This window comes from Streptomyces sp. NPDC051987 (genome assembly GCF_040680735.1).
In the GTDB taxonomy this organism is placed as follows: domain Bacteria; phylum Actinomycetota; class Actinomycetes; order Streptomycetales; family Streptomycetaceae; genus Streptomyces.
The window spans coordinates 1-24,251 of the sequence record NZ_JBFAXI010000121.1 but is presented as its reverse complement, the minus strand read 5'-3'; the positions used below and the strand labels follow the sequence as shown (position 1 = coordinate 24,251).

Below are 24,251 nucleotides of genomic sequence, written 5' to 3'. Positions count from 1 at the left end.
GTGACGGTCAGGGAGGTGGGTGCGGCCGGAAGCCGGCGGGACCACTTGGTCTTGAGGCCGCCGACCTTGGCCACGTACACGGTGCCATCGTCCTGGAGGGAGAAGGCGTTGGTGTTGAGACGGATCGACTGCCGGGTGTCCTTCTTCGACTTGTAGCGGGGAGGGCCGACTTTGCGGCCCTGCCGCTTGCCCTTGACCGAGTCGAAGAAGTTCTTGTAGGCGGTGTCCAGGTCCCGCAGGGACTGCTGCAGGACGACCGCTGAGACGTCGGCGAGCCAGGCACGTTCCTGGGTGCGCTTGGCCTGGGTGATGCGAAGCCGGGACAGCTCGGCCGACGTCACGTACGGCAGCCCTGCCGCGTGCGCTTCCTTGCGGTCGCGCAGGCAGTCGTTCCACACCACGCGGGCGCACCCGAACGCGCTCGCCAGCGCACGGCGCTGGGTGGCATCCGGGTAGGCCCGATAATTGTAGCGGAGCTGCACACTCAAGATCCTACTACGATTGGTCTCATGGATGGACCGAGTGATTACAGGCGTGGAAGACACGTAGTTTCGGCGATGCATGTGCACTTGGTCTTTGTGACGAGATACCGGAGCGGGGTGTTCGACGACGAGATGCTGACACGCTGCGAGGAGATCATGCGCAAGGTGTGCGAGGACTTCGAGGCGGAGCTGAAGGAGTTCAACGGCGAACGCGATCACGTCCACCTCCTGGTGCACTACCCGCCCAAGGTCGCCGTCTCCAAGCTGGTCAACAGCCTCAAGGGCGTCTCCGCCCGCCGGATACGGCAGGAGTTCACCGGCCGGATCAACCCCGCCATCATGCACGGGCGCCTGTGGTCGCCCTCGTACTTCTCCGCGTCGTGCGGAGGAGCACCGTTGGCGATCGTCCGCCAGTACATCGAGCAGCAAAAACATCCGCTCTCACGTGCACGTCAGAGCAGCCTTGAGATGCATTCATCCCCGGCGTGAACGCCGGGGCTTTCTGCAAGAAACCCGGTAAAGAGATTTACCACGCCCTGCCGAGCCGGGGTCCCCGGCAGGGGGCCGGACAGGACTGTGCCCCGCCGAGTCGGTGCTCGGCGGGGCACAGTCCTCTTGCGGCTCCCGGACGGGTCTGCGGTGACGGTCAGCTGGTGCCGTCGGTCGTGTAGACGTGCATCCCGGGCACGTGCAGGGTTCCGCCGAACTGGGCCGCCTGGACGACCTTCACGTTGGTGAAGTAGATCAGCGGGATGTTCAGCGGCGGCGGGTTGTTCACGTCGAAGGTGATCGGGATCAGGCCGAAGAGGTTGCCCGAGATGGACTGCGTGTACATCGTCGTGGCGCCGCCGGTGATCGTGGACGTCGAACCGGAGCGGGCCTGCACGTGGTAGGTCTTCCCGATGGTCTTGTCCTTGACCGTCTGGTGCAGGTCGCCGATGTCGGTGCCGCCCGAGATGACGTACTTCAGCACCTTCTTCGTCGTGCCGCCGGCCGTCCGCACCTCGACGATGCCCTGGTAGTCGGCGCTCTTCAGCGTCAGCGAGCTGGCGCTGAGGTACCAGGGGTCGTCCGCCACCGCCACCTTGTTGTCGACGCCGCTCACGTCGTCGGTGGCGGCCGCGCAGTCGGCGGCCGACGTGCTGGAGCTCGCACTGGGGGACGGGCTCGGCGAGGCGGTGGAGGTGGCGTCCGCGGCCGCCTTGGTGGCGTCGGCCGCCGCCTTGGTCGCCGTGTCGGTGGTGTCCTTGGCGGTGTCCGTGACCTTCTTGACGGTCTTGGACACGGTGCCGGAGCCGCTGCCGCCGCTCGACGACGAGGACGAGTCCGACTTCGTCGAAGAGGACGACGCCGAGGACGAGTCAGCGGAGGCGGACGCCGACGGCGACGGGCTCGCGGTGGAGTCCGACGCGGACGAACCCGTCGTGTCGCCGCCGCTGAGGATGCTGCCGATCGCGTTCCCGATCGTGTCCAGCAGGCCGCCACCGCTGCTGCTGCTCGCGGAGGCGGACGGCGACGGGGTCGCCGTACTGCCGGAGTCCGACGAGCCGGAGGAGCCCGACGAACCCGAATCACCCGACGCGGACGACGACTTGGACGCGGACGGCGCGGGCGTGCCCGCGTCGCCGGAACCTGAGTCCGACGAGGAGGACTTGCCCGACGACGACGTGGAGTCCTTGGTGCCGGACGACGCCTTGGCGGACGGCGTGGCCGAGTCCGTGGCCTTGTCGCTCGCGCTCGCCGAGGCGGAGGGCGAGGCGGAGTCCAGGGCGGCGACGCAGTCCTTGTAGTCCTCGGCGAGGCTCTTCGAGGACGCCGACGACGTGTTGTTGGTGTCGGCGATGGCCAGCGTCGACGTGAATCCGAAGCCCATGAGCACGGCCGTCGGCATCGCCACGGAGGCGATCGCCTTGCCCGCCGGCATGTGGAACCTGGTGAACAGCGGCTTCTTGGGTACCGCATGCCGCGGCCCGGTTCTCACACGGGACTCGTCCACATCAGTCCCGTGGGTCACCTCGTCAGCCGGCACTGTGCCTCCCGTTCGCCCCGTTCACCGGGCTCGTTCCTGACAGGTCGTTCGACTCGTCCACCGCGTCCGGGCCCGGGAAGTAGGCGGCCTCCTCGGGGGCGTCGCCCTCGGCCGGCGGGATCTCGCCCTCCGGCTGCGGCTTCGGGGGCGCGCCCGGTGACCAGGCCACGGCCATCGCTCCGCCGATCAGGGCGAGCAGGAAGCCCATGACAAAGCCACCGAAGTTGGACACGGGCAGGGACACCAGCGCCAGCAGGATCGCGGCGATTCCGGCGAAGGTGCGGATGTGCCGCTGGAACCAGAGGCTGATGCCCAGGACGACGAGCAGCACGCCGATGATCAGGGACCCGGCACCGGCCGTGGTCGCCATCGCCACCGTGAGGTTGCCGATCTGGAGATGCGCGTACGGGAAGTACATGATCGGGAAACCGGCGAGCAGGATGTACAGACCGGCCCAGAACGGCCGCGTGCCCCGCCAGGAGCGGAACTGCAGCCTCCGGCGGGTGAACTGGCCGGGTGCGGCAGGAGTCTCGGCGCTCATGGAAAACAGCTCCCTGGTGCGGCGTTGCTGTGGTGGTGGTGCTATGTGACGCGGTGGTGGTTCCTCGTACCGCGTGTGAAGACCGTGGGATGAAGGTGGGGGGCGGGGGGCCGTCGGCTCCCCCGCCCGTCACGGAGTGCCTAGTAGCACTCCGCTCCCTTCGTCGAGATCGACATGTGCAGACCGCTCAGCTTGAAGGTTCCGGCGGTGGTGGCCCACGCCGTCTGCTTCACGCCGGACAGCGAGGCGTGGTCCGCCTCCTGCGCGAACCCGTTCGGGTTCGTCTGCTTGTTGGCGACCTCGTCCGACTTGATGCCCGGACCCTTGGTCGAGCTGCTGGCCGCGACACCGATGTTGATGTTGGTGAAGGTCGCGTCGGCGCTCAGGTCGTCGAGGTCGATGTACAGCTTGCTGGCCTCGACCGGCTTCTTCGCGTCGGTGCCGGCGTGCAGGATCAGGCTGACGTTCCCGAAGATCGGGACGTTCGGGGTGACCACGGACTGGCACAGGTTGGTGATGGTCGCGGTGTTGAACGCCGAGACCGCCACCGGGTGGATCGTCTTGTCACCGGCGAGGGTGACACCCGAGTCCACGGCGCCGTACTGCACGAAGCCGTCGCCCTCGAGCTGGTCGGCCGTGACCTTGAACTGCTGGCCCGACACGCTGAACGACGCGGCGAGAGCGCCCTGCGCGAGGGCGACACCTATACACGCCGTGGCGGCGACGCTGGGCACCATGACCACAGCGAACCGCTTCCATCTGGTCCCGCCACGCACCTGGGACTCCATATTTCCTCCTTCTCGGACGTACATCTCCTGGCCCGGTATCGCCCCCAACGGCGGCTCGGCCGGGCAGGGATGGGAGAAGTGCTACGTCCTCGGAAGGGGAGCGCCCGTACTCGGAGGCACGAACGCACCTCGATCACCGGCGATCACCCCCGAGCGACAACCACTGGTCGCGCCTGACACGCATCACGCACAACCTTGCTGGACAGGCTTCACCACGAGGGCGAAGACCCCCCTGCCCAAGAGCCGGCGTCACTGCCGCCGACTCTGCCCGGTGGGGACCCAGATGATCCCGCGGCCCGATTGGCTGTCGGGGTACGGGAATGGACCGAGCGTGGCCGATCGTGGTGCATTCTCGCCGCCCGCACAAGGGGCTTCGTTACTGGGTAGTAACGGCCGGATAACCGACGGACGACCCACCGGTCTCGGAAAGCGACTCTGGGTGGCGTCCGGGGCCAGAGCAAAGCAGTTGATCCCTGGACAGAATCAGACAGACCAACTGGCCTGATTTACTCCAAGTAACAGCGGCCGCTATTACCAAGATTTGGTAAAGAGCGGCCGCCGTGACCTCCTGTGGGCAAATCTTTCACTTGGGCGTCACAGGTCGTGACGTTTAGCGACTGGTCAGCCCGGTGTTCAGATCGTTGTCTAGAACAACGCCCGCGCCAGCGCCCGGCGCGCGCCCACCACCCGGGGGTCGTCGGTGCCCACGACCTCGAAGAGCTCAAGAAGCCGCCGCCGTACGGCATCCCGGTCGTCCCCGGCCGTCCGCTGCACGGTCTCGATCAGCCGCCCGAAGGCATCCTCGACATGCCCGCCCACCAGGTCCAGGTCGGCGGCCGCGATCTGCGCCTCGGCGTCGGCCGGCTTCTCGGCCGCGTTCTTGCGGACCGCCTGCGGGTCCATCCCCTGCACCCGCTGGAGCAACTCGGCCTGCGCGAGCCCCAGCTTGGCCTCGCTGTTGGCCGGATCGTCGCTCAGCACGTTCTTGTACGCCTGGACCGCGCCACCGAAGTCCCCGGCGTCCAGCGCCTGGACGGCGGCTTCGAGGAGCGCGTCGTGGGGGCCCGCCGGCACCACCGCGGGACCGGTCGGCGCGCCTGGCTCCGCGTCGGGGTCGACGACGAGGCCGGTCAGGCCGAACCGCTGCTCGGCGACCTGCACCAGCTGGTCCAGCGTCCCGCGGATCTGCTCCTCGCCGGCCGCGCCCTGGAAGAGGGGCAGCGCCTGCCCGGCGACGACGGCGAACACCGCGGGGATCCCCTGGATCCCGAACTGCTGCATCAGCATCTGGTTGGCGTCGACGTCGATCTTCGCCAGCAGGAAGCGGCCGTTGTACTCGACGGCCAGACGCTCCAGGACCGGGCTCAGCTGCTTGCAGGGCTGACACCACTCGGCCCAGAAGTCGATGACGACGGGGACTTCGGCGGACCGCTGGAGGACATCGCGCTCGAAGCCTGCTTCGTCGACGTCGATGACCAGGTCGGCCGGGGAGACGGCTCCGACCCCACCCTGGCGGGCCGCTTCGGCGCGCGTCTGCTCGGCCTTGGCCTTGGCCTCCTGGGCCGCCTTGACCGCGGCGAGGTCGACGACGCCGCTCATGGACATGTTCCGTGGCTGCATGCGTCTATCCTCCCCCGTTCCCGCGCGTGTGTGAAAAGCGTTGTGAAAGCCGGACCGAACGTATGTTTCTCAAGTGGCGCCGGGTCCCCACCCCACGCCGTGGTCGTCGCCCGTGCAGTCACCCACGAGCTTTCGCTACGACCCGTAGCGTAATGCCATCGGGGACCCGCGCGACACCACATTCCGGTGATCTCCCTCACGGCATCGCATGAACCGCCGGTTATGGTCGTGGGATGCAGAGCCGCACCCCCGCCGGACGCACCGGCCGCCCGCGCAGCGCCGCCGCGGACGCGGCGATCCTGGCGGCGACGCGGCAGGCGCTGGTCGAACTGGGCTGGTCCAAGCTCACCCTGGGAGACGTGGCCACCCGTGCCGGGGTCGCCAAGACGACCCTGTACCGCCGCTGGGCGGGCAAGAACGAACTCGTCGTGGACGCGGTGGCGGAACTCTTCGACGAACTCGAACTTCCCGACCGCGGCAGCCTGGCGAGCGACATCGAGGGCGTGGTGCTGCAGTTCGCGGCGATCCTGGACCGCCCGGAGGCCCGCAGCGGCCTGATGGCGGCGGTCGCCGAGTCGACCCGGGACGACGCACTGCGGGAACGCATCCGCGCGTCCATCGTGGACCGCCAGAAACGGCTGGTCCTGGAGGGCCGCGCCCGTGCGCAGTGCCGGGGCGAACTCCCTCCCGAGCCGGACCCGGCGGAGGCAGCCCGCACGGTGGACCTGATCTTCGACATGGTGGCGGGTGCGGTCGTCCACCGCACCCTGATGAGCGGCAAACCGGCCGACGAGGAGTGGGTACGGGACTTCACCAGGGTCCTCCTCATGGGCCTCGCCGCCACCCCGACCGAACCGGGCAGGACGGCCGCCTCCCCACCGACCGAACCGGGCAGGACGGCCGCCTCCCCACCGACCGAACCGGGCAGGACGGCCACTTCTCAGCCCACCTAGTCGGCCGGGGCGGCCACTTCTCGCCGGCCGAGTCGGGTGGGTGGGTGGGCGTGGTCTCGGGGGTCCAGGGGGCGGAGCCCCCTGGTACGTGACTAGAACCCCGCCGGCTCCGTGTACACCCCCCACTCGTCGCGCAGCACCCCGCAGATCTCGCCCAGGGTCGCCTCGGCCCGCACCGCGTCCAGCATCGGCTCGATCATGTTGGTGCCGCCCCGCGCAGCGGCCAGCATCGCGTCCAGGGCGGTGCGCACCGCACGTTCGTCCCGGGCGGCCCGGCGGGCACCGAGCACCCGTACCTGCTCCCGCTCGACCTCGTGCGAGACCCGCAGGATCTCCAGGTCCCCGGTGACGGACCCGGTGTGGACGTTGACACCGACCACCCGCTTGTCGCCCTTCTCCAGCGCCTGCTGGTACCGGAAGGCGGACTCGGCGATCTCGCCGGTGAACCGGCCGTCCTCGATCCCGCGCAGGATGCCCGAGGTGACCGGCCCGATCGGGTGCCGCCCGTCCGGATGGGCGCGCAGCCCCCGCTCCTTGATCTGGTCGAAGATCTTCTCGGCGTCGGCCTCGATCCGGTCGGTGAGCTGCTCGACGTACCAGGAACCGCCCAGCGGGTCCGCCACGTTGGCGACGCCGGTCTCCTCCATGAGAACCTGCTGCGTGCGCAGCGCGATCTCGGCGGCCTGCTCGCTCGGCAGGGCGAGGGTCTCGTCGAGGGCGTTGGTGTGCAGCGAGTTGGTCCCGCCGAGCACGGCCGCCAGCGCCTCCACCGCCGTCCGCACCACGTTGTTGTAGGGCTGCTGGGCGGTCAGCGAGACCCCGGCGGTCTGGGTGTGGAAGCGCAGCCACTGCGCCTTCTCCGACCGGGAGCCGTACACGTCCCGCATCCAGCGCGCCCAGATCCGGCGCGCGGCACGAAACTTGGCGATCTCCTCGAAGAAGTCGACATGGGCGTCGAAGAAGAAGGAGAGGCCGGGCGCGAAGACGTCCACGTCGAGGCCCCGGGAGAGGCCCAGTTCGACGTAGCCGAAGCCGTCCGCGAGCGTGTACGCCAGCTCCTGCGCGGCCGTCGCGCCCGCCTCGCGGATGTGGTAGCCGGACACGGACAGCGGCTTGTACGCGGGGATGCCGGCGGCGCAGTACTCCATCAGGTCGCCGATCAGCCGCAGATGGGGTTCGGGCTGGAACAGCCACTCCTTCTGGGCGATGTACTCCTTGAAGATGTCGGTCTGGAGCGTGCCGTTGAGGACCGACGGGTCGACGCCCTGGCGTTCGGCGGCGACGAGGTACATGCAGAACACGGGCACGGCGGGCCCGCTGATCGTCATCGACGTCGTGACGTCGCCGAGCGGGATGTCCTTGAACAGCACCTCCATGTCGGCGGCGGAGTCGATGGCGACCCCGCAGTGGCCGACCTCGCCGAGCGAGCGCGCGTCGTCGGAGTCCCGCCCCATGAGGGTCGGCATGTCGAAGGCCACGGAGAGGCCGCCGCCGCCGTTGGCGAGGATCATCTTGTAGCGCTCGTTGGTCTGCTCGGCGTTGCCGAACCCGGCGAACTGCCGGATGGTCCAGGTCCGACCGCGGTAGCCGGTCGGATACAGACCGCGGGTGAAGGGGTACTCCCCCGGCCAGCCGATCCGCTCGAACCCCTCGTAGGTGTCCCCCGGCCGGGGCCCGTACACCGGCTCCACGGGGTCACCGGAGAGCGTCGTGAAGTCCGCGTCCCGCTTGCGGGCCGCGTCGTAGCGGGCCTGCCAGCGTCGGCGGCCCTCCTCGATGGCGTCAGCGTCCATACCCTCGAATTTACTAGGACGTCCAAGTAAACGTCGAAGGAGAACCGCCGTACGGGTACCCGTACGGCGGTACGGCCCGGCCGCCTACGCCCTAGGCCTGGACCTTCGCGGCCACCGCAGTGCCCTCGGTGACCTTGGCGTCGAGTTCGCGGGTGACCTTGCGCTCCACGAAGAAGGCGGCGGTCGGGATCGTGCCCGCCAGCAGCACCCACAGCTGCTTGCCGACCGGCCACTTCGCCTTGGAGCCCAGGTCGAAGGCGAAGACCAGGTAGACGACGTAGAGCCAGCCGTGCGCGATGGCGACGACGCGCGTGACGTCGGCCGCACCGTCGATGTCCAGCCCGTACTTGGCGATCATGCTCAGGCACAGCAGCACCAGCAGCACACCGGTGACGTAGGCCAGGACGCGGTAGCGGGTCAGCACGCTCTTTTTCATGAGGACGAGCGTAACCACCCGTTCCGGGAGATCTTGCCCCGGGTCACCGCTGCGCCGACGGCTGGTTCAGTCGTCGTCGAAGTCGTGCGCGGCGACCCGCAGCGGCCGCAGCATCGCGAAGATCTCCCCGCACTCCTCCGCGTCGTACACCCCGAGCCCGAAGTCCATCGCCATCAGGTCCCGGGTGGCCGCCTCCACCACCTCGCGGCCCTTCTCGGTGATCGTGGCGAGCGTGCCGCGCCCGTCGTTGGGGTTCGGCCGCCTGGCCACCAGCCCCGACTTCACCAGCCGGTCGACGGTGTTGGTCACCGAGGTCGGGTGCACCATGAGCCGCTCGCCGATCTTCGACATCGGCAGCTCACCGGCCTTGGAGAAGGTGAGCAGCACCAGCGCCTCGTAGCGCGCGAACGTCAGCCCGTACGGCTTGACCACCGCGTCCACCTCGGCCAGCAGGATCTGCTGGGCCCGCATGATCGAGGTGATCGCGGCCATGGACGGGACGTTGCCCCAGCGCTGCTTCCAGAGGTCGTCGGCACGGGCGATGGGGTCGAAGGGGAGACTGAGAGACTTGGGCACGTCACCGACCCTACCGGCCGGTCATATAGCGGTCAGCCGTGTCTCGGCTTTCGGTCACCTCCACCCCCGAGCCCGCCACCGCACGGTCACCCAGCGTGCCGCGCCCCCGTCGGCGACGCCCGCCGCCGACTCCGCCGGGCCGCCCACGCCGCCGGCCGACGGGCCGACGGGCCGACGGGCCGACGGGCCGACGGGCCGCCCCAGCATGGTCGTGGCTCGGCCTGCGAGCTGCTCCTCGGGTACGGCCCGTGCGAACCACCTGACCGCACCGCACCGGGTACGCCGACCCGGCACCCCTTCGGCCGGCGGAAGGGCGATCCGCTTCCGTGCGGCCGTGTCGAGCCGGGCGCCGGCGTACCGCTTCCCGGCGACCGTGCCGACCGGCAGCGCGCGCCACAACGAGCCGTCCGTCTCCGTCGGCGTGGGCACCGTCGCGACGGCCGGGGAGGCCGTCGCTGCGCTGGTCCGGCGTCTGCCGCCCGAGCCGCGGCGGCCCTGACGCCCCGGCCCTACCGGCGGCCGGTCCGGCGCAGTTGGTGCCGGACCGCGCGCTGGGCGACCGGGCCGAGTTCGTCCAACGCGGCCACCAGCGCGGCGAGTTGTTCAAGGGCGTCCAGCGCGGCGTGGGCGCCGGCGGTGTCGACGCCTTCGTACAGCTCGATGCCGACGAAGGACGCGGCGACCGCGCGGGCCAGCCCGGCCGGGTCGGCGAACTCCCCGAAGGGGGTGGTCGCGAGGACCCGGACGAGCACCCTCTCGATCTCGGCGATCCACAGGTCGAGCCCGGCCGCCGTGGCGGGTCCGAGCGCCTCGTGGGTCTGGGCACCCGCGAGCAGCTGGGCGAGCAGGGCGAGATGGCCCCCGGCCCGTGCCTCCTCGTGGATCCGCCGCCCCACGGTGAGGAGTTCGGAGAGCGAGCCGACCGCGGCCAGCCGGGGCCGGAAGCGGGCGACGGCCTGCTCGGCACCGTAGCGGCAGGCGGCGGCGAGGAGTTCGTCCACGGATCCGAAGTGGTAGAAGACCAGCGCCTGGTTGACTCCGGCCGCCGCCGCCACCGTACGGGCCGACGTCTTCGCGATGCCCTGCTCGGTGAGCGTCCGCAGCGCGCCCTCCAGCAGTCTGGTCTTGGTCTCCAGTGACTTGGCGGTCTCCGGGCTCACGCGCGCGACTCCTCACGGACCGGCCGCAGCCCCGGCCGGACCGCGCGGCCGCGGATGCCGGTGTACGACGCCTCGAAGGAGCCCTGGTAGCCGAAGAGCGGCCCGAAGTAGCGGTTCACCACCCGGACCTGGATCCGGAAGCGCCCGGCGCGCTCGTCGTAGGACTCGCGCACCTCGGCTCCGGCGCCGGCGAGCTCGGGGACGCGGACGTCCACCGGGCCCTCCCGGAACCGGTGTTCGCCGGAGCGGATCAGCAGGGAGCCGTCGGCCTCGGCGCGGAAGTGCAGCTCGCTGGCGAGGTGCTGATGGGTGCCGAGGTAGTCGAGGATGCGGTCGCCCTTGGGGCTGAGCACCATCTGGGCGTCGAAGCGGCGGGAGCGGCCGGGCAGGTCGAAGGTGCGCACGAAGGTCACCGTCTCACGACCGTAGGAGTCCACGTAGGGCACGTTCTCGATGGTGAAGGGGACGTTCCGGGCGGCCTTCGGGACCAGGATGTTGCGGGTGGCACCCAGCGCCAGGAACGGCTTGACGAAGGCCCCGCCGTGCCAGATCCGCTCCATCACGCCGTGGCCGGTGCAGGCCTCGCCGCTCGTCAGGCCGACCGAGAAACGGCGTCGCAGTTGCGGGTGCAGCCGGTCGAAGTCCGGCCCCATCACCGTGCGGAACATCGAGGTCACGACTGCTTCTCCAGGGTGCGCAGGATCCGGGGAACGGTGACCCGGGTGGGCGGGGTGCGCAGGCAGCGGCGGGCGGCGGGGGTGGTCGCGAGCGGGGCGGCGACGAGGGCCGTCGAGAGGGCCACGACGAGGAGCAGCGGGACCAGGAAGGCGACGGCGGGCGGCAGCGCGCCGGGGGCCGACCCCCGGCTCAGGCCGGCCGCGCAGCCCGCGATCGTCAGCGTGCGGGCGGCCATCTCGGCGAGCCAGTTCCACCGGGCCCGTTCCGGAGTGATCCCGCGCTCCAGCCACAGCCGCAGCCGGTCGAAGGACCAGGCGGTCGCCCAGCCCATCAGAGGGCGCAGGACCAGCCGGTCGGCGAGCGCGCCGAAGGCGCCCCAGCGGGGCCGGTAGTCGTAGCCGGTGAGGAAGCGGACGCCGTCGGCGACCGGGACGTAGCGCCAGTAGCCGCTCCCCTCGGCGAGCAGGGAGAGCGGGTGCGCGGTGGCGAAGCGCAGGGCCGAGGTGCGGGTGCCGTCGGGGCGCTCCTTCTCCCCCGCCGAGACGCCGGTGCCGGCGATCGTCAGGAACGGGAGCACGCGCGTGGCGTAGCGGAAACGCTGCGGCTCGCCCGTCGCGCGCGGGAGGTAGGCGATCTCGGTGAACCGCAGGTCCCAGCGCTGGTGCCGGGCCGGGTCCTGGGTGCGGGCCCACAGGTCGTCGAGATCGGCGCGGATGTGCGCCTCTATGTAGAGCCCCATCGGTGTCGTACCCCCGTCACCTGGTCGGTCGAGGGGATTTTGAGCGATCGCTCAACCCCTCCGGCGACGACGGTAGCGGTTTTTGAGCGATCGCTCAATCGGCGGGCGCGAGAAAGCCCCGGCCTCACGAGGAGGCCGGGGCCGCGATCGCTGCTCGCTACTGGGCCAGATGGCGCTCGACCGTGGCCACCTTGCTGGTGAGGCCGTCGGTCACGCCGGGACGGATGTCCGCCTTGAGGACCAGGGAGACGCGCGGGACGCGCTCCTCGACGACGGCCACGGCACGCCTGACGACGTCCATCACCTCGTCCCACTCACCCTCGATCGAGGTGAACATGGCGTCGGTGCGGTTGGGCAGCCCCGACTCGCGGACCACCCGGACGGCGTCGGCGACGTACTCCCCGACGTCCTCGCCCACGCCCAGCGGCGTCACGGAGAAGGCGACGATCATGCGTTCACGGTCCCTTCCTTGCGGGCGCGGGAGGCGATGACCGCGTCCTCGGCCTCGCGGCGCAGCTTGCGCTCGGCGAAGAAGCCGCCGGTCGGCAGGACGGAGAGGACGAAGTAGAAGAGGCCGGTCTTCAGGGACCACTTGGTGCGGTTCCAGGCGTCGGCCCAGAAGATCACGTAGAGGATGAACAGGACACCGTGGATCGCGCCCATCACGGGCACCGCGTTGAAGTCCGTGGTCCGCTTGAGCACCGAGCAGACGAGGAGGATCAGGAAGGAGACGGCCTCCGGGGCGGAGACCAGGCGGAGGCGGCGGATGGCGGTGGCGGTTTTGATGTCCACGAGTCACCTTCGGTGGGAGAGACGTCCACGCTTTGTGAACGCGAGCACAAACGTCCGGCCATTGTGGCAAAGGGACGGCGCGAACCCGGCGCGGGGGTGGCAGGCTGTGCAGAGCGGCGAAGGGAGCGGGTGTGCAGTTCGTGTTCTTCATGACCCTGCCGGGGCTGGTGGTGCTGCTCACGGTGCTGGCCTTCGTGGACCAGTTGCTGCTGCGGGCCGGGCGGGCGGGGGTGCTGCCGTGGCGGAACGCCGGCCGGCAGGGCCAGGTCTCCGCGACCGGCTTCGAACAGCTGCACGCGGCGCTCTCCCCTGGCAAGCAGAACGAGCTCAAGGAGCGGCAGAGCGCGCTGGTGCTGCGCGACGACGAGGAGGACGGCGCGCCGCCGAGGTCCACGGTCGACCTGACGGCCGGTACGGCGGTGATACGCCTCCCCGGCGAGCGCCGGCACCCCTGACGGCCGCACCCCTAGGGGACGGATCCGGGGTGATGTCCACCCACGGGACCTGTCGCCGTCGTCGGCCTGCGGCTACCTTCGCAGCGTGGCGATGTTCCGACTCCAGGGCAGCAAGGTGCTCGCCGTCGAGATGACCGGGGATGCCGTGAAGGCGAAGAACGGCTCGATGGTGGCGTACGACGGGCAGATGGCGTTCAAGAAGCTGAGCGGTGGCGGTGAGGGGCTGCGCGGGATGGTGACCCGGCGGCTCACCGGCGAGCAGATGACGGTGATGGAGGTGAAGGGGCACGGGACGTGCTGGTTCGCGGACCGGGCGTCCGAGATCAACCTGGTCGGCCTGCGCGGCGACAAGCTGTACGTCGAGTCGAGCAACCTGCTCGCGACCGACGCCGGTCTGCGCACCGGCACCACCTTCACCGGCCTGCGCGGCGCCTCCCAGGGCAACGGCCTGTTCACCACCACGGTCGAGGGCCACGGCCAGGCGGCGATCATGTCGGACGGCCCGGCGGTGGTGCTCAGGGTCAGCGCGCAGTACCCGCTGATCGTCGACCCGGGCGCCTACATCGCCCACCAGGGCGACCTCCGCCAGTCCTTCCAGTCCGGTGTGACCTTCCGCACGTTCTTCGGGGAGGGCGGCGGGGAGGCCTTCCAGATCCGGTTCGAGGGGGACGGCCTGGTGTACGTACAGCCGAGCGAGCGGAACACGATCGCGGGGGACCTCTGAGATGGCCCTGCGCGAGGTGAACTCCAAGATGGTCGAGGCGACCGTCGTCCCCGGGCAGCGGCTGTTCAGCCAGCGCGGCGCGATGCTCGCCTACAAGGGCGAGGTGTCCTTCACGCCCAACATCCAGGGCGGCCAGGGCGGCCTGATGTCGATGCTCGGCCGCCGGGTCGCCGGCGAGGCGACCCCCCTGATGACGGTCGAGGGCAGCGGCACGGTCTTCTTCGGGCACGGCGGCCACCACGTCCAGGTCATCACCCTCACCGGGGACACCCTGTACGTCGAGGCGGACCGGCTGCTCGCCTTCGAGGGCACACTGCAGCAGGGGACGATGTTCATGGGCTCCCAGGGCGGCGTGATGGGCATGGTGCGCGGCCAGGTCACCGGCCAGGGCCTGTTCACCACCACTCTCAAGGGCCACGGAGCGGTCGCCGTCATGGCCCACGGCGGGGTCTTCGAGATCCCGGTCACTCCGCAGCGCCCGGTCCATGTCGACCCGCAGGCCTACGTCGCCCACCACGGCGACGTGCGCAACAAGCTGTCGTCCGCGCTCGGCTGGCGGGACATGGTGGGCCGCGGTTCCGGCGAGGCGTTCCAGCTGGAGCTCAGCGGCAGCGGCATGGTGTACGTGCAGGCGTCGGAGGAGAAGCTGTGAGCACATACGGGGCGGCCGGAGTCGCCGGGCCGGTCGTGTACGACCCCATGACCCTCCCAGCCGACGACAATGTCAACAAATACACCTTCTGCGTGGAGCTCAAGAGCAGTCAGTGGTTCCTGCAGAAGGGGAAGATGATCGCCTACTACGGCTCGATCGACTTCAACGGCGTGGGGCACGGCCGGCTGGACCGCCTGGTGCGCACTTCCTTCCATTCGCCGCTGCACGCGAGCGACTGGGTGGTGGCGGAGGGCTCGGGCAAGATGCTCCTCGCCGACCGGGCGTTCGACGTGAACTCCTACGACCTGGACGACGGCAACCTGACCATTCGCTCCGGCAACCTGCTCGCTTTTCAGCCAAGTCTCGCGTTGAAGCAATCCATCGTTCCCGGTTTTCTGACCCTTATAGGAACCGGAAGGTTTGTGGCCGCGTCCAACGGCCCGGTCGTGTTCATGGAACCCCCCGTCCGGGTGGACCCGCAGGCGCTGGTGGGGTGGGCCGACTGCCCCTCCCCGTGCCACCATTACGACCATGGGTACATGACCGGTGTGATGGGCGGTCTACGTGCACTGACGGGCCTCGGCGGGGCCTCCGGCGAGGAGCATCAGTTCGAGTTCGTCGGGGCCGGCACGGTCCTGCTCCAGTCCACCGAGACCCTGATGGCCGAGCAGGCCACGGGAGCGGTTCCGCACGAGCCCGGGGTGCCCGGTGGAGGCGTCCCCGCCACAGGCCATCCACAGCAACCGGGTACACCGCGCCTTCCCGGACAGCTGGGGGACCTCCAGCGGCGCTTCGGGCTGTGAGCGGTAGTCTGCGGAGTGTGACATCGAACGCGTGCGCACAGTCACACCACCCTCACTAGTTCGCCTTTCAACATTTTAGGTAGACTTCATTCATGGAGACCGAGACGGCCACGCGCTGGCTGACCGATGCGGAGCAGTGCGCCTGGCGCACCCACCTGGAGGTCAACAGGCTGTTGACGTACCAGCTCGAAAAGGATCTGCAGCCGTTCGGCCTGACGATGAACGACTACGAGATCCTGGTGAACCTGTCCGAGTCGGAGGACTACCGGATGCGGATGAGCGACCTCGCCTCCGCCACCCTCCAGTCCAAGAGCCGGCTGTCCCACCAGATCACCCGCATGGAGAACGCGAACCTGGTCCGCCGCGAGAACTGCGAGTCGGACCGCCGCGGGCTCTACGCCGTCCTCACCGAGCACGGCATGGAGACCATGAAGAAGGTGGCGCCACATCATGTGGCCTCCGTGCGACGGCATTTCATCGACCTGCTGTCGCCGGAGGCACTCATGGAGCTGGACAAGGGCCTGAAGCCGATCGCCGAGCACCTGCGGGGGCAGCGCGGCCGCCCCTGACGACGGCCGGACCCTGCCGGGCGGTAGGACGGGAGATCCAGCTCCCGTCCACCGCCCGCTACCGACGGGCCGCCGGGCACGCCAACCGGCGCTTGCCGGGCGCCGCCCGCAGCTGGACAGAGCACAGGCTGCAGCGCCCCGTAAGGGGCGCGGGGCCGCGTTTGATGTGCGGCTGCCGCCGCGTGGGCGCGACCAGCCCCCACCCACCCGCGCCCGGAAAGCGCACCCCGGCCCAGGGCGGCACACGGCGCTCACGGCGCCTGGACAGCCCACGGCGCTCACCGCGCCCACGGCACCTGGGCGGCACACCGCGCCTACGGCGCCTCGCTCGCCGTCAGCCCCGCCACCAGTTCGTCCGCGGCACCGTACGGGTCCAGGTCGCCGGAGACGATGCGTTCCGCGAGGGCGCCCAGGTGGCGGTCGCCGTGGAGGTCGCCGATGCGTTCGCGCAGGGCGGTGACCGCGATGGTCTCGACCTCGTGTGCGGCGCGGGCCAGGCGGCGCTGGGTCAGGACCCCTCGCTCGGCCATCCAGGCCCGGTGTTTCTCCAGGGCCTCCACGACCTCGTCGATGCCCTCGGCGCGGGCGGCGACCGTCTTGACGATGGGCGGGCGCCAGTCGCCGGGGGCGCGGGACTCGCCGAGGCCGAGCATGTGGTTCAGTTCGCGGGCGGTGGCGTCCGCGCCGTCCCGGTCGGCCTTGTTGACGACGTACACGTCGCCGATCTCCAGGATGCCGGCCTTCGCCGCCTGGATGCCGTCGCCCATGCCGGGGGCGAGCAGGACCACGCTCGTGTCCGCCTGGGAGGCGATCTCGACCTCCGACTGGCCGACCCCGACGGTCTCCACCAGGATCACGTCGCAGCCCGCCGCGTCCAGCACCCGGATGGCCTGGGGGGCCGCCCAGGCGAGGCCGCCGAGGTGGCCCCGGGTGGCCATCGAGCGGATGTAGACGCCGGGGTCCGAGGCGTGGTCGGACATCCGGACCCGGTCGCCCAGAAGGGCACCGCCGGAGAACGGGGACGACGGGTCGACGGCCAGCACGCCGACCCGCTTGCCCTGTTCGCGATAGGCACTGACCAGCGCCGAGGTCGAGGTCGACTTGCCGACCCCCGGGGAGCCGGTCAGGCCCACCACGTACGCGTTCCCGGTCAGGGGCGCGAGCGCCGCCATGACCTCCCTGAGCTGCGGGGACGCCCCCTCCACCAGGGAGATCAGCCGGGCCACCGCACGCGGCCGGCCCTCCCTGGCCTGGGCCACCAGTGAGGAGACGTCCTGCATCACCGCTCCGTTCGCTCAGGGAAACGTACTCAGACCTTCGGTACCCGCACGATCAGCGCGTCACCCTGGCCGCCGCCCCCGCACAGCGCGGCCGCGCCGACCCCGCCGCCCCGGCGCTTGAGCTCCAGGGCCAGGTGCAGGACGAGCCGGGCGCCGGACATGCCGATCGGGTGGCCGAGCGCGATGGCCCCGCCGTTCACGTTCACCTTTTCGGTGGACACCCCGAGGTCCTTCATCGACTGCACGGCGACCGCTGCGAAGGCCTCGTTGATCTCGATGAGGTCCAGGTCGCCGACTTCGAGGCCCTCCTTCTTGAGGGCGTGCTCGATGGCGTTGGACGGCTGGGACTGCAGGGAGTTGTCCGGTCCGGCCACGTTGCCGTGCGCGCCGATCTCGGCGAGCCAGGTCAGGCCCAGCTCCTCGGCCTTGGCCCTGCTCATCACGACCACGGCCGCCGCGCCGTCCGAGATCTGCGAGGAGCTGCCCGCGGTGATCGTGCCGTCGCGGGTGAACGCGGGCCGCAGCTTGGCCAGCGACTCGACCGTGGTGTCGCCGCGGATGCCCTCGTCCTTGCTGAAGACGACCGGCTCGCCCTTGCGCTGCGGGATCTCGACCGGGGTGATCTCGGCCTCGAAGATCCCGTTCTTCTGGGCGGCGGCGGCCCGCTGGTGGGACAGGGCGGCGATCTCGTCCTGCTCGGGGCGCAGGATGCCCAGGCGGGTGTTGTGCTTCTCCGTGGACTCGCCCATGGCGATGTTCTCGAAGGAGTCGGTGAGGCCGTCGTACGCCATCGCGTCGAGCATCTCGATGGCGCCGTACTTGAAGCCCTCGCGGGACTTCGGGAGCAGGTGCGGGGCGTTGGTCATGGACTCCTGGCCGCCCGCCACCACGATGTCGAACTCACCCGCGCGGATCAGCTGGTCGGCGAGCGCGATGGCGTCGAGGCCGGACAGGCACACCTTGTTGATGGTGAGCGCCGGGACGTTCATCGGGATGCCGGCCTTGACGGCGGCCTGGCGGGCCGGGATCTGGCCGGCACCGGCCTGCAGCACCTGCCCCATGATCACGTACTGCACCTGGTCGCCACCGATCCCCGCACGGTCGAGGGCGGCCTTGATCGCGAAGCCGCCGAGGTCGGCTCCGGAGAAGGACTTCAGCGAGCCCAGCAGTCGTCCCATGGGCGTCCGCGCGCCCGCGACGATCACCGAGGTCGTTCCAGAGGTTCCAGAAGTCATGAGCTGCGAATCCCCTTCCGGCTGCACTGCCGAGGAGTGAGAGAGCGGGGGGTCTGGAGGATCCCCCAGATGAGGGTGTACTTCGAATGTATTGCGTGGCACTCCGTGCCGTCATCGGGCCGTCAGTGTGATCGCTGGCACGTTGCGTAACCATCGCTGTGGCGCTGCACTGAATCCATGCTGACGCGAATCGACCACATCGGGATCGCCTGCCACGACCTCGACGCGACCGTCGAGTTCTACCGGGCCACGTACGGCTTCGAGGTGTTCCACACCGAGGTCAACGAGGAGCAGGGCGTGCGGGAGGCCATGCTCAAGATCAACGAGACGTCCGACGGCGGCGCCTCCTACCTGCAGCTCCTGGAGCCGACCCGGGAGGACTCGGCGGTCGGCAAGTGGCTCGCCAAGAACGGCGAGGGCGTGCACCACATCGCCTTCGGCACGGCGGACGTCGACGGGGACGCGGCCGACATCCGGTCCAAGGGCGTACGTGTTCTGTACGAGGAGCCACGGATCGGCTCCATGGGGTCGCGGATCACCTTCCTGCACCCGAAGGACTGCCACGGCGTACTGACAGAACTGGTCACTTCGGCGGCTGTTGAGTCGCCTGAGCACTGACCCTCGTACATATGGGCCGGTAGGGTTGGGGGCGGTCGTCCCTTCGCAGCTTCGCAGGGCCGGGGCGGCCGCATGCCGGGGTCCGGGTTTCGGGGGACGAGCGTCGGGGCAGCAGCCCGTGCTCCGCCGTTGATCTGACACCATTCCCCGGGGGCCCCGTTCGGCGGATGGACGGAGCTCGTTCGGAGAAGGTTGCGACCAGGGGACGGATGGGACCGCGCAGTGCGGGGCTACGAGAGCCAGGAGCGAGAGCCGGCGGCTGACGTCGACCACCTCTCTCGGTTCGAGGCCGAGATGAAACGGCTGAAGACCGAGCGGGAAAAGGCGATCCAGCATGCCGAGGACCTCGGCTACCAGGTCGAGGTGCTGCGCGCCAAGCTGCACGAGGCGCGGCGCACCATCATGTCCCGGCCCGCGTTCGACGGCGGTGACATCGGCTACCACGCCGAGCAGCTGCTGCGGAACGCCCAGGTGCAGGCCGACCAGATCCGCCAGGAGGCGGAGCGGGTGGCCGCGGAGGCCCGGGCGCAGACCCAGCGGATCCTCCAGGAGCACGCCGAGCAGGCCGCGCGGCTCCAGGCCGAGCTGCACCAGGAGGCGGTGACCCGGCGCCAGCAGCTGGACCAGGAGCTGGCCGAGCGCCGCCAGACCGTCGAGTCGCACGTCAACGAGAACGTGTCGTGGGCCGAGCAGCTGCGGGCGCGCACCGAGGCGCAGGCCCGGCGGCTGCTCGACGAGTCGCGGGCCGAGGCCGAGCAGGCCATGGCCGCCGCCCGCGCCGAGGCGCAGCGGCTGACCGACGAGGCCCGGCAGCGGCTGACCAGCGACGCCGAGGCGGCCCGCGCGGAGGCCGAGCAGATCCTGCTGCGCGCCCGCCGGGACGCCGAGCGGCTGCTGAACGCGGCGTCCACGCAGGCCCAGGAGGCCACCGACCACGCGGAGCAGCTGCGCACCTCCACCGCGACGGAGTCGGACGCGGCCCGTCGGCAGGCGAGTGAGCTGAGCCGGGCCGCCGAGGAGCGGATGGCGGAGGCCGAGGAGGCGCTGCGCAAGGCGCAGTCCGAGGCCGAGAAGCTGGTCGCCGAGGCCGAGGCGAACGCCGCGAAGGCCCTGTCCAGCGCCGAGGCCACCAACCAGCAGCGCACCCAGACCGCCAAGGAGCAGGTCGCCCGGCTGGTCAGCGAGGCCACCAAGGAGGCGGAGGCCACCAAGGCGGACGCCGAGCAGGTCGTCGCGGACGCCAGGGCCGAGGCCGAGAAGATCATCGCGGAGGCCTCCGAGAAGGCCCGCAGCCTCACCGCCGAGGAGAGCGCCTCCCAGCTGGCGAAGGCTGCCAAGACCGCCGAGGACGTCCTGAACAAGGCGTCCGAGGAAGCCAAGCGGACCACCAGGGCCGCCGCCGAGGAGGCCGAGCGGATCCGCACCGAGGCGGAGACCGAGGCGGACCGGCTGCGCGCCGAGGCGCACGACATCGCCGAGCAGCTCAAGGGCACGGCGAAGGACGACACCAAGGAGTACCGCGCCAAGACGGTCGAGCTGCAGGAGGAGGCCCGCCGGCTGCGCGGCGAGGCCGAGCAGCTGCGGTCCGACGCGGTCGCCGAGGGCGAGTCGATCCGCGCCGAGGCCCGGCGCGAGGCCGTGCAGCAGATCGAGGAGGCGGCCAGGTCCGCCGAGGAGCTGCTCGCGAAGGCGAAGGCCGACGCCGACGAGTTGCGGCAGACCGCGACCACGGACAGCGAGAAGGTCCGCACCGAGGCGATCGAGCGGGCGACCACGCTGCGCCGGCAGGCCGAGGAGACCCTGGAGCGCACCCGGCAGGAGGCCGAACGGCTCCGCGCGGAGGCCCAGGAGCAGTCCGAGGCGATGCGGGCGGAGGCCGAGCGGGCCGCGGCCGAGCTGCGCGAGGAGACCGAGCGGGGCGTCGAGGCCCGGCGCGCGGAGGCCGCCGAGGAGCTGGCCCGGCTGCACACCGAGGCCGAGGACCGGCTGGCGTCGGCCGAGCGGTCGCTGGCCGAGGCACGCGAGGAGGCCGGCCGGATCCGCCGGGAGGCCGCCGAGGAGACCGACCGGCTGCGCGGCGAGGCCGCGGAGCGGATCCGTGCGCTCCAGCAGCAGGCCGAGACCGAGGCCGAGCGGCTGCGGGACGAGGCCGCCGCCGACGCGTCGGCGTCCCGTGCGGAGGGCGAGAGCATCGCCGTACGGCTGCGGTCCGAGGCCGCGGCCGAGGCGGAGCGGCTCAAGCAGGAGGCGCAGGACAGCGCCGACCGGGTGCGTGCAGAGGCGCAGGCGGCCGCCGAGCGGCTGTCCACGGAGGCGTCCGAGACGCTGGCCGCCGCCCAGGAGGAGGCCGCCCGCCGCCGCCGGGAGGCCGAGGAGCTGCTCGGTTCGGCACGGGAGGAGGCCGGCCAGGAGCGGGAGCGGGCCCGCGAGCAGAGCGAGGACCTGCTGGCCCAGGCGCGCAACCGGGTCGAGGAGGCGCAGGCCGAGGCGGTACGCCTGGTCGAGGAGGCGGACCGGCGGGCCACCGAGATGGTGTCGGCCGCCGAACTCCACGCCCAGCAGGTACGGGACTCGGTCGCCGGGCTGCACGAGCAGGCGCAGGAGGAGATCACCGGGCTGCGCTCGGCCGCCGAGCACGCCGCCGACCGCACCCGGCGGGAGGCCGAGGAGGAGGCGGACCGGGTCCGCGCCGACGCCTACGCCGAGCGGGAGAGGGCCAGCGAGGACGCGAGCCGGATCCGGCGGGAGGCGGCCGAGGCCTCCGAGGCGGCGAAGGCGCTCGCCGAGCGGACCGTCGCCGACGCGATGTCCGAGTCGGAGCGGCTGCGGTCGGAGGCGGCGGCGCACGCCCAGCGGGTGCGCACCGAGGCCTCGGACACCATCGCCCAGGCCGACCAGGACGCCACGCGCACGCGTGCCGAGGCGCGTGAGGACGCCAACCGGATGCGGTCGGACGCGGCGACGCAGGCCGACACCCTCATCACCGAGGCGCGCAGCGAGGCGGAGCGGCTCCAGAACGAGACGATCGCCGAGGCCGACCGGGTCCGCGCGGACGCCATCGCCAAGGCGGAGAAGCTGATCGCGGACGCCACGGGCGACGCGGAGCGGCTGCGTGCGGAGGCCGCCGAGACGGTCGGTTCGGCCCAGCTGCACGCCGACCGGACCCGTGCCGACGTCGAGCGGCTGAAGGCGGACGCGGAGGCCGAGGCCGAGCGCATGCTCAACGCCGCCCGCGAGGAGGCGGACCGCACCCTCGACGAGGCCCGCAAGGACGCCAACAAGCGGCGTCAGGACGTGGCCGAACAGGTCGACACGCTCATCAACGAGACCACCGCCGAGGCCGACAAGCTGCTGACGGAGGCGCAGCAGCAGGCGATGAAGACCACCGCGGACGCCGAGTCGCAGGCCGACACCATGGTGGGCGCGGCCCGCAAGGAGGCCGACCGGCTGGTGTCCGAGGCCACGATCGAGGGCAACGCGCGGGTGGAGAAGGCCCGTACCGACGCGGACGAGCTGCTGGTCGGCGCCCGCCGGGACGCCACCGCCATCAGGGAGCGGGCGGAGGAGCTGCGCGACCGCATCACCGCCGAGATCGAGGAGCTGCACGAGCGGGCCCGCCGGGAGGCCGCCGAGACCATGAAGTCCACCGGCGACCGCTGCGACGCGCTGATCAAGGCCGCCGAGGAGCAGCTCGCCAAGGCCCAGGCCAAGGCGAAGGACCTGGTCTCGGAGGCGAACTCCGAGGCGGGCAAGGTCCGGATCGCCGCCGTCAAGAAGGCCGAGGGGCTGCTCAAGGAGGCCGAGCAGAAGAAGGCGACACTGATCCGGGAGGCCGAGGAGCTCAAGGCCGAGGCGATCCGGGAGGCCCGCCGCACGGTCGAGGAGGGAAAGCGCGAACTGGAGATCCTGGAGCGCCGGCGGGAGAACATCAACGGCGAGATCTCGCGTGTCCAGGACGTGCTGGAGGCGTTGGAGTCCTTCGAGGCCCCGTCGTCCGCCAAGGACGGCGGTGTCAAGGCGGGCAGTACGGTGGGCGCCCCCCGATCGGGTGGCAAGTCGTCAGAAGGCTAGCGACCTAGGCCCGTTCTGTAGTGTTCTGGGGCTTTTGGGTGAACCTTTGGCGGAGGCTTTGGCAAGCGATCTCGCAGGCGGCCACCCAAAAGTGGTGTCATTCTCCAGATCAAACACGCATCCGCTCGATGACACACCGCATCGGCCCCTAGGATTCCACCTATCACCTCACCGGTCTCACTCGACAGGAAACCCATGAGCGACACTTCCCCCTACGGCTTCGAGCTTGTGCGGCGTGGGTACGACCGCGCTCAGGTGGACGAACGCATCTCCAAGCTCGTCTCCGACCGTGACAGTGCTCTCGCCCGCATCACCGCTCTGGAAAAGCGCATCGAGGAGCTCCACCTCGAAACGCAGAACGCCCAGGCCGCCGTCAGCGACGCGGAACCGTCCTACGCCGGTCTCGGCGCGCGTGTCGAGAAGATCCTCCGCCTCGCCGAGGAGGAGGCGAAGGACCTGCGCGAGGAGGCCCGGCGGGCCGCCGAGCAGCACCGCGAGCTCGCCGAGTCGGCGGCCCAGCAGGTGCGCAACGACGCAGAATCGTTCGCTGCGGAGCGCAAGGCCAAGGCCGAGGACGAGGGCGTCCGGATCGTCGAGAAGGCCAAGAGTGACGCCTCGCAGCTGCGCGCGGAGGCCCAGAAGGACGCGCAGTCCAAGCGCGAGGAGGCGGACGCCCTCTTCGAGGAGACCCGCGCGAAGGCCGCGCAGGCCGCCGCCGACTTCGAGACGAACCTCGCCAAGCGCCGCGAGCAGTCCGAGCGCGACCTCGCCTCGCGTCAGCAGAAGGCGGAGAAGCGCCTCGCGGAGATCGAGCACCGCGCGGAGCAGCTGCGCCTGGAGGCCGAGAAGCTGCGCACCGACGCCGAGCGCCGGGCCCGCCAGACGGTCGAGACGGCGCAGCGCCAGGCCGAGGACATCGTCGCGGACGCGAACGCCAAGGCCGACCGGATCCGCTCGGAATCCGAGCGTGAGCTGGCCGCGCTGACGAACCGCCGCGACAGCATCAACGCCCAGCTGACCAACGTCCGCGAGATGCTGGCCACGCTGACGGGTGCGGCGGTGGCCGCCGCCAGCTCGCCGGCAGAGGACGAGCCGATCTCCCGCGGAGTGCCGGCCCAGCAGTCCCGGTAACCGTTAGCAACGTCAAGGCCCGCGCTCCCTTCGGGGGGTGCGGGCCTTTCGTCGTACGGGTGCGGGCCGGTGGGGGCTGTTCGCGCAGTTCCCCGCGCCCCTAGAAGAAGGGGCGCTGCAGCGAGC

26 protein-coding genes are annotated in these 24,251 nt (G+C 70.8%); 10 read left to right on the top strand and 16 right to left on the bottom strand.

All coding sequences use genetic code 11. The features are described from left to right. The coding region (locus AB0M11_RS37330) for a transposase (protein WP_365712675.1) at nt 1-482 on the bottom strand (482 nt) is incomplete at its 3' end. A 27-nt stretch (nt 483-509) separates the two neighbouring features. Between AB0M11_RS37330 and tnpA the strand changes: the two genes are divergently transcribed. After that, nucleotides 510-971 (top strand): IS200/IS605 family transposase, encoded by a 462-nt coding sequence (tnpA, locus tag AB0M11_RS37325; protein WP_365712673.1) that lies wholly within the window; start codon nt 510-512, stop codon nt 969-971. Between the two features lie 157 nt (nt 972-1,128). Here tnpA and AB0M11_RS37320 read toward each other — a convergent pair whose 3' ends face one another. The 4 genes from AB0M11_RS37320 to AB0M11_RS37305 all read right to left on the bottom strand — a co-directional run bounded on the left by AB0M11_RS37320 (nt 1,129) and on the right by AB0M11_RS37305 (nt 5,460). Then, nucleotides 1,129-2,511: a hypothetical protein gene (locus AB0M11_RS37320; protein ID WP_365712671.1), complete on the bottom strand. Its 1,383-nt coding sequence runs from the start codon at nt 2,509-2,511 to the stop codon at nt 1,129-1,131. Continuing rightward, complete coding sequence (locus tag AB0M11_RS37315; RefSeq protein ID WP_365712669.1) at nt 2,501-3,052, bottom strand: DUF6114 domain-containing protein; 552 nt, start codon at nt 3,050-3,052, stop codon at nt 2,501-2,503. The genes AB0M11_RS37320 and AB0M11_RS37315 overlap by 11 nt, the downstream gene beginning before the upstream one ends. A 140-nt stretch (nt 3,053-3,192) precedes the next feature. Then, nucleotides 3,193-3,840, bottom strand: a complete 648-nt coding sequence (locus tag AB0M11_RS37310) for a DUF6230 family protein (RefSeq protein WP_365712667.1) — start codon at nt 3,838-3,840, stop codon at nt 3,193-3,195. A 645-nt stretch (nt 3,841-4,485) separates the two neighbouring features. Then, complete coding sequence (locus AB0M11_RS37305) at nt 4,486-5,460, bottom strand: tetratricopeptide repeat protein (protein WP_365712665.1); 975 nt, start codon at nt 5,458-5,460, stop codon at nt 4,486-4,488. Between the two features lie 233 nt (nt 5,461-5,693). On the opposite strand from AB0M11_RS37305, the gene AB0M11_RS37300 reads away from it, so the two are divergent. Next, nucleotides 5,694-6,413, top strand: a complete 720-nt coding sequence (locus AB0M11_RS37300) for a TetR/AcrR family transcriptional regulator (protein ID WP_365712663.1) — start codon at nt 5,694-5,696, stop codon at nt 6,411-6,413. A 92-nt stretch (nt 6,414-6,505) separates the two neighbouring features. Here the strand turns inward: AB0M11_RS37300 and AB0M11_RS37295 are convergent, their stop codons facing one another. The 9 genes from AB0M11_RS37295 to AB0M11_RS37255 form a co-directional block, all read right to left on the bottom strand. Continuing rightward, entirely contained in the window at nt 6,506-8,206 is a 1,701-nt protein-coding gene (locus AB0M11_RS37295; protein WP_365712661.1) for a methylmalonyl-CoA mutase family protein, read from the bottom strand. Between the two features lie 91 nt (nt 8,207-8,297). Continuing rightward, on the bottom strand, nt 8,298-8,642 hold the full coding sequence (locus tag AB0M11_RS37290; protein WP_365712659.1) for a DUF3817 domain-containing protein: 345 nt from the start codon (nt 8,640-8,642) through the stop codon (nt 8,298-8,300). A gap of 66 nt (nt 8,643-8,708) precedes the next feature. Beyond that, a complete protein-coding gene (locus AB0M11_RS37285) occupies nt 8,709-9,218 on the bottom strand; it encodes a MarR family transcriptional regulator (protein WP_365712657.1) in 510 nt (169 codons plus the stop codon). Nucleotides 9,219-9,272: 54 nt separating this feature from the next. Further along, nucleotides 9,273-9,647: a hypothetical protein gene (locus AB0M11_RS37280; protein ID WP_365712655.1), complete on the bottom strand. Its 375-nt coding sequence runs from the start codon at nt 9,645-9,647 to the stop codon at nt 9,273-9,275. Between the two features lie 80 nt (nt 9,648-9,727). Further along, nucleotides 9,728-10,378, bottom strand: coding sequence for a TetR/AcrR family transcriptional regulator (locus tag AB0M11_RS37275; protein ID WP_365712653.1), 651 nt, complete (start codon nt 10,376-10,378; stop codon nt 9,728-9,730). Continuing rightward, entirely contained in the window at nt 10,375-11,055 is a 681-nt protein-coding gene (locus AB0M11_RS37270; RefSeq protein WP_365712651.1) for a DUF4166 domain-containing protein, read from the bottom strand. The genes AB0M11_RS37275 and AB0M11_RS37270 overlap by 4 nt, the downstream gene beginning before the upstream one ends. Continuing rightward, the gene (locus AB0M11_RS37265) at nt 11,052-11,795 is read right to left on the bottom strand and encodes a hypothetical protein (RefSeq protein WP_365712649.1); all 744 of its coding nucleotides are present in this window, start codon (nt 11,793-11,795) and stop codon (nt 11,052-11,054) included. Before AB0M11_RS37265 ends, AB0M11_RS37270 begins: the two co-directional genes overlap by 4 nt. Before the next feature lie 157 nt (nt 11,796-11,952). Further along, complete coding sequence (locus tag AB0M11_RS37260; protein ID WP_181806956.1) at nt 11,953-12,246, bottom strand: MTH1187 family thiamine-binding protein; 294 nt, start codon at nt 12,244-12,246, stop codon at nt 11,953-11,955. Further along, nucleotides 12,243-12,587: a DUF3817 domain-containing protein gene (locus AB0M11_RS37255; RefSeq protein WP_365712647.1), complete on the bottom strand. Its 345-nt coding sequence runs from the start codon at nt 12,585-12,587 to the stop codon at nt 12,243-12,245. Before AB0M11_RS37255 ends, AB0M11_RS37260 begins: the two co-directional genes overlap by 4 nt. A 131-nt stretch (nt 12,588-12,718) precedes the next feature. Here AB0M11_RS37255 and AB0M11_RS37250 point away from each other — a divergent pair, with 131 nt between their 5' ends. The 5 genes from AB0M11_RS37250 to AB0M11_RS37230 all read left to right on the top strand — a co-directional run bounded on the left by AB0M11_RS37250 (nt 12,719) and on the right by AB0M11_RS37230 (nt 15,790). Beyond that, on the top strand, nt 12,719-13,042 hold the full coding sequence (locus tag AB0M11_RS37250; RefSeq protein ID WP_365712645.1) for a DUF6191 domain-containing protein: 324 nt from the start codon (nt 12,719-12,721) through the stop codon (nt 13,040-13,042). A gap of 91 nt (nt 13,043-13,133) precedes the next feature. Then, entirely contained in the window at nt 13,134-13,766 is a 633-nt protein-coding gene (locus tag AB0M11_RS37245) for an AIM24 family protein (protein ID WP_365712677.1), read from the top strand. Between the two features lies 1 nt (nt 13,767). Beyond that, nucleotides 13,768-14,418 carry an AIM24 family protein gene (locus tag AB0M11_RS37240; protein ID WP_365712643.1) on the top strand — a complete coding sequence of 217 codons (651 nt, stop codon included), beginning with the start codon at nt 13,768-13,770 and terminating at the stop codon, nt 14,416-14,418. Then, nucleotides 14,415-15,221 (top strand): AIM24 family protein, encoded by an 807-nt coding sequence (locus AB0M11_RS37235; protein WP_365712641.1) that lies wholly within the window; start codon nt 14,415-14,417, stop codon nt 15,219-15,221. The genes AB0M11_RS37240 and AB0M11_RS37235 overlap by 4 nt, the downstream gene beginning before the upstream one ends. Before the next feature lie 92 nt (nt 15,222-15,313). Next, nucleotides 15,314-15,790 (top strand): MarR family transcriptional regulator, encoded by a 477-nt coding sequence (locus AB0M11_RS37230; protein WP_360567338.1) that lies wholly within the window; start codon nt 15,314-15,316, stop codon nt 15,788-15,790. Nucleotides 15,791-16,104: 314 nt separating this feature from the next. On the opposite strand, the gene meaB is transcribed toward AB0M11_RS37230, so the two are convergent. Both meaB and AB0M11_RS37220 read right to left on the bottom strand, forming a co-directional pair. Continuing rightward, complete coding sequence (gene meaB, locus AB0M11_RS37225) at nt 16,105-17,070, bottom strand: methylmalonyl Co-A mutase-associated GTPase MeaB (protein ID WP_365712639.1); 966 nt, start codon at nt 17,068-17,070, stop codon at nt 16,105-16,107. Nucleotides 17,071-17,099: 29 nt separating this feature from the next. Further along, nucleotides 17,100-18,305 (bottom strand): acetyl-CoA C-acetyltransferase, encoded by a 1,206-nt coding sequence (locus AB0M11_RS37220; protein ID WP_365712637.1) that lies wholly within the window; start codon nt 18,303-18,305, stop codon nt 17,100-17,102. A 177-nt stretch (nt 18,306-18,482) separates the two neighbouring features. Here AB0M11_RS37220 and mce point away from each other — a divergent pair, with 177 nt between their 5' ends. From mce to AB0M11_RS37205, 3 genes are all read left to right on the top strand, one after another. After that, on the top strand, nt 18,483-18,923 hold the full coding sequence (gene mce, locus AB0M11_RS37215) for a methylmalonyl-CoA epimerase (protein ID WP_093499037.1): 441 nt from the start codon (nt 18,483-18,485) through the stop codon (nt 18,921-18,923). A 222-nt stretch (nt 18,924-19,145) separates the two neighbouring features. Further along, the gene (scy, locus tag AB0M11_RS37210; protein ID WP_365712635.1) at nt 19,146-22,994 is read left to right on the top strand and encodes a polarized growth protein Scy; all 3,849 of its coding nucleotides are present in this window, start codon (nt 19,146-19,148) and stop codon (nt 22,992-22,994) included. 195 nt (nt 22,995-23,189) lie between these two features. Continuing rightward, entirely contained in the window at nt 23,190-24,125 is a 936-nt protein-coding gene (locus tag AB0M11_RS37205) for a cellulose-binding protein (protein ID WP_365712633.1), read from the top strand. Nucleotides 24,126-24,251 lie beyond the last annotated feature (126 nt).

Coding starts and splice junctions, on each gene's coding strand:
- tnpA (WP_365712673.1), top strand. CDS start 510: ATGGATGGACCGAGTGATTACAGGCGTGGAAGACACGTAGTTTCGGCG.
- AB0M11_RS37315 (WP_365712669.1), bottom strand. CDS start 3,052: ATGAGCGCCGAGACTCCTGCCGCACCCGGCCAGTTCACCCGCCGGAGG.
- AB0M11_RS37310 (WP_365712667.1), bottom strand. CDS start 3,840: ATGGAGTCCCAGGTGCGTGGCGGGACCAGATGGAAGCGGTTCGCTGTG.
- AB0M11_RS37305 (WP_365712665.1), bottom strand. CDS start 5,460: ATGCAGCCACGGAACATGTCCATGAGCGGCGTCGTCGACCTCGCCGCG.
- AB0M11_RS37300 (WP_365712663.1), top strand. CDS start 5,694: ATGCAGAGCCGCACCCCCGCCGGACGCACCGGCCGCCCGCGCAGCGCC.
- AB0M11_RS37295 (WP_365712661.1), bottom strand. CDS start 8,206: ATGGACGCTGACGCCATCGAGGAGGGCCGCCGACGCTGGCAGGCCCGC.
- AB0M11_RS37290 (WP_365712659.1), bottom strand. CDS start 8,642: ATGAAAAAGAGCGTGCTGACCCGCTACCGCGTCCTGGCCTACGTCACC.
- AB0M11_RS37265 (WP_365712649.1), bottom strand. CDS start 11,795: ATGGGGCTCTACATAGAGGCGCACATCCGCGCCGATCTCGACGACCTG.
- AB0M11_RS37260 (WP_181806956.1), bottom strand. CDS start 12,246: ATGATCGTCGCCTTCTCCGTGACGCCGCTGGGCGTGGGCGAGGACGTC.
- AB0M11_RS37245 (WP_365712677.1), top strand. CDS start 13,134: ATGTTCCGACTCCAGGGCAGCAAGGTGCTCGCCGTCGAGATGACCGGG.
- AB0M11_RS37240 (WP_365712643.1), top strand. CDS start 13,768: ATGGCCCTGCGCGAGGTGAACTCCAAGATGGTCGAGGCGACCGTCGTC.
- AB0M11_RS37230 (WP_360567338.1), top strand. CDS start 15,314: ATGGAGACCGAGACGGCCACGCGCTGGCTGACCGATGCGGAGCAGTGC.
- meaB (WP_365712639.1), bottom strand. CDS start 17,070: ATGCAGGACGTCTCCTCACTGGTGGCCCAGGCCAGGGAGGGCCGGCCG.
- AB0M11_RS37220 (WP_365712637.1), bottom strand. CDS start 18,305: ATGACTTCTGGAACCTCTGGAACGACCTCGGTGATCGTCGCGGGCGCG.
- mce (WP_093499037.1), top strand. CDS start 18,483: ATGCTGACGCGAATCGACCACATCGGGATCGCCTGCCACGACCTCGAC.
- AB0M11_RS37205 (WP_365712633.1), top strand. CDS start 23,190: ATGAGCGACACTTCCCCCTACGGCTTCGAGCTTGTGCGGCGTGGGTAC.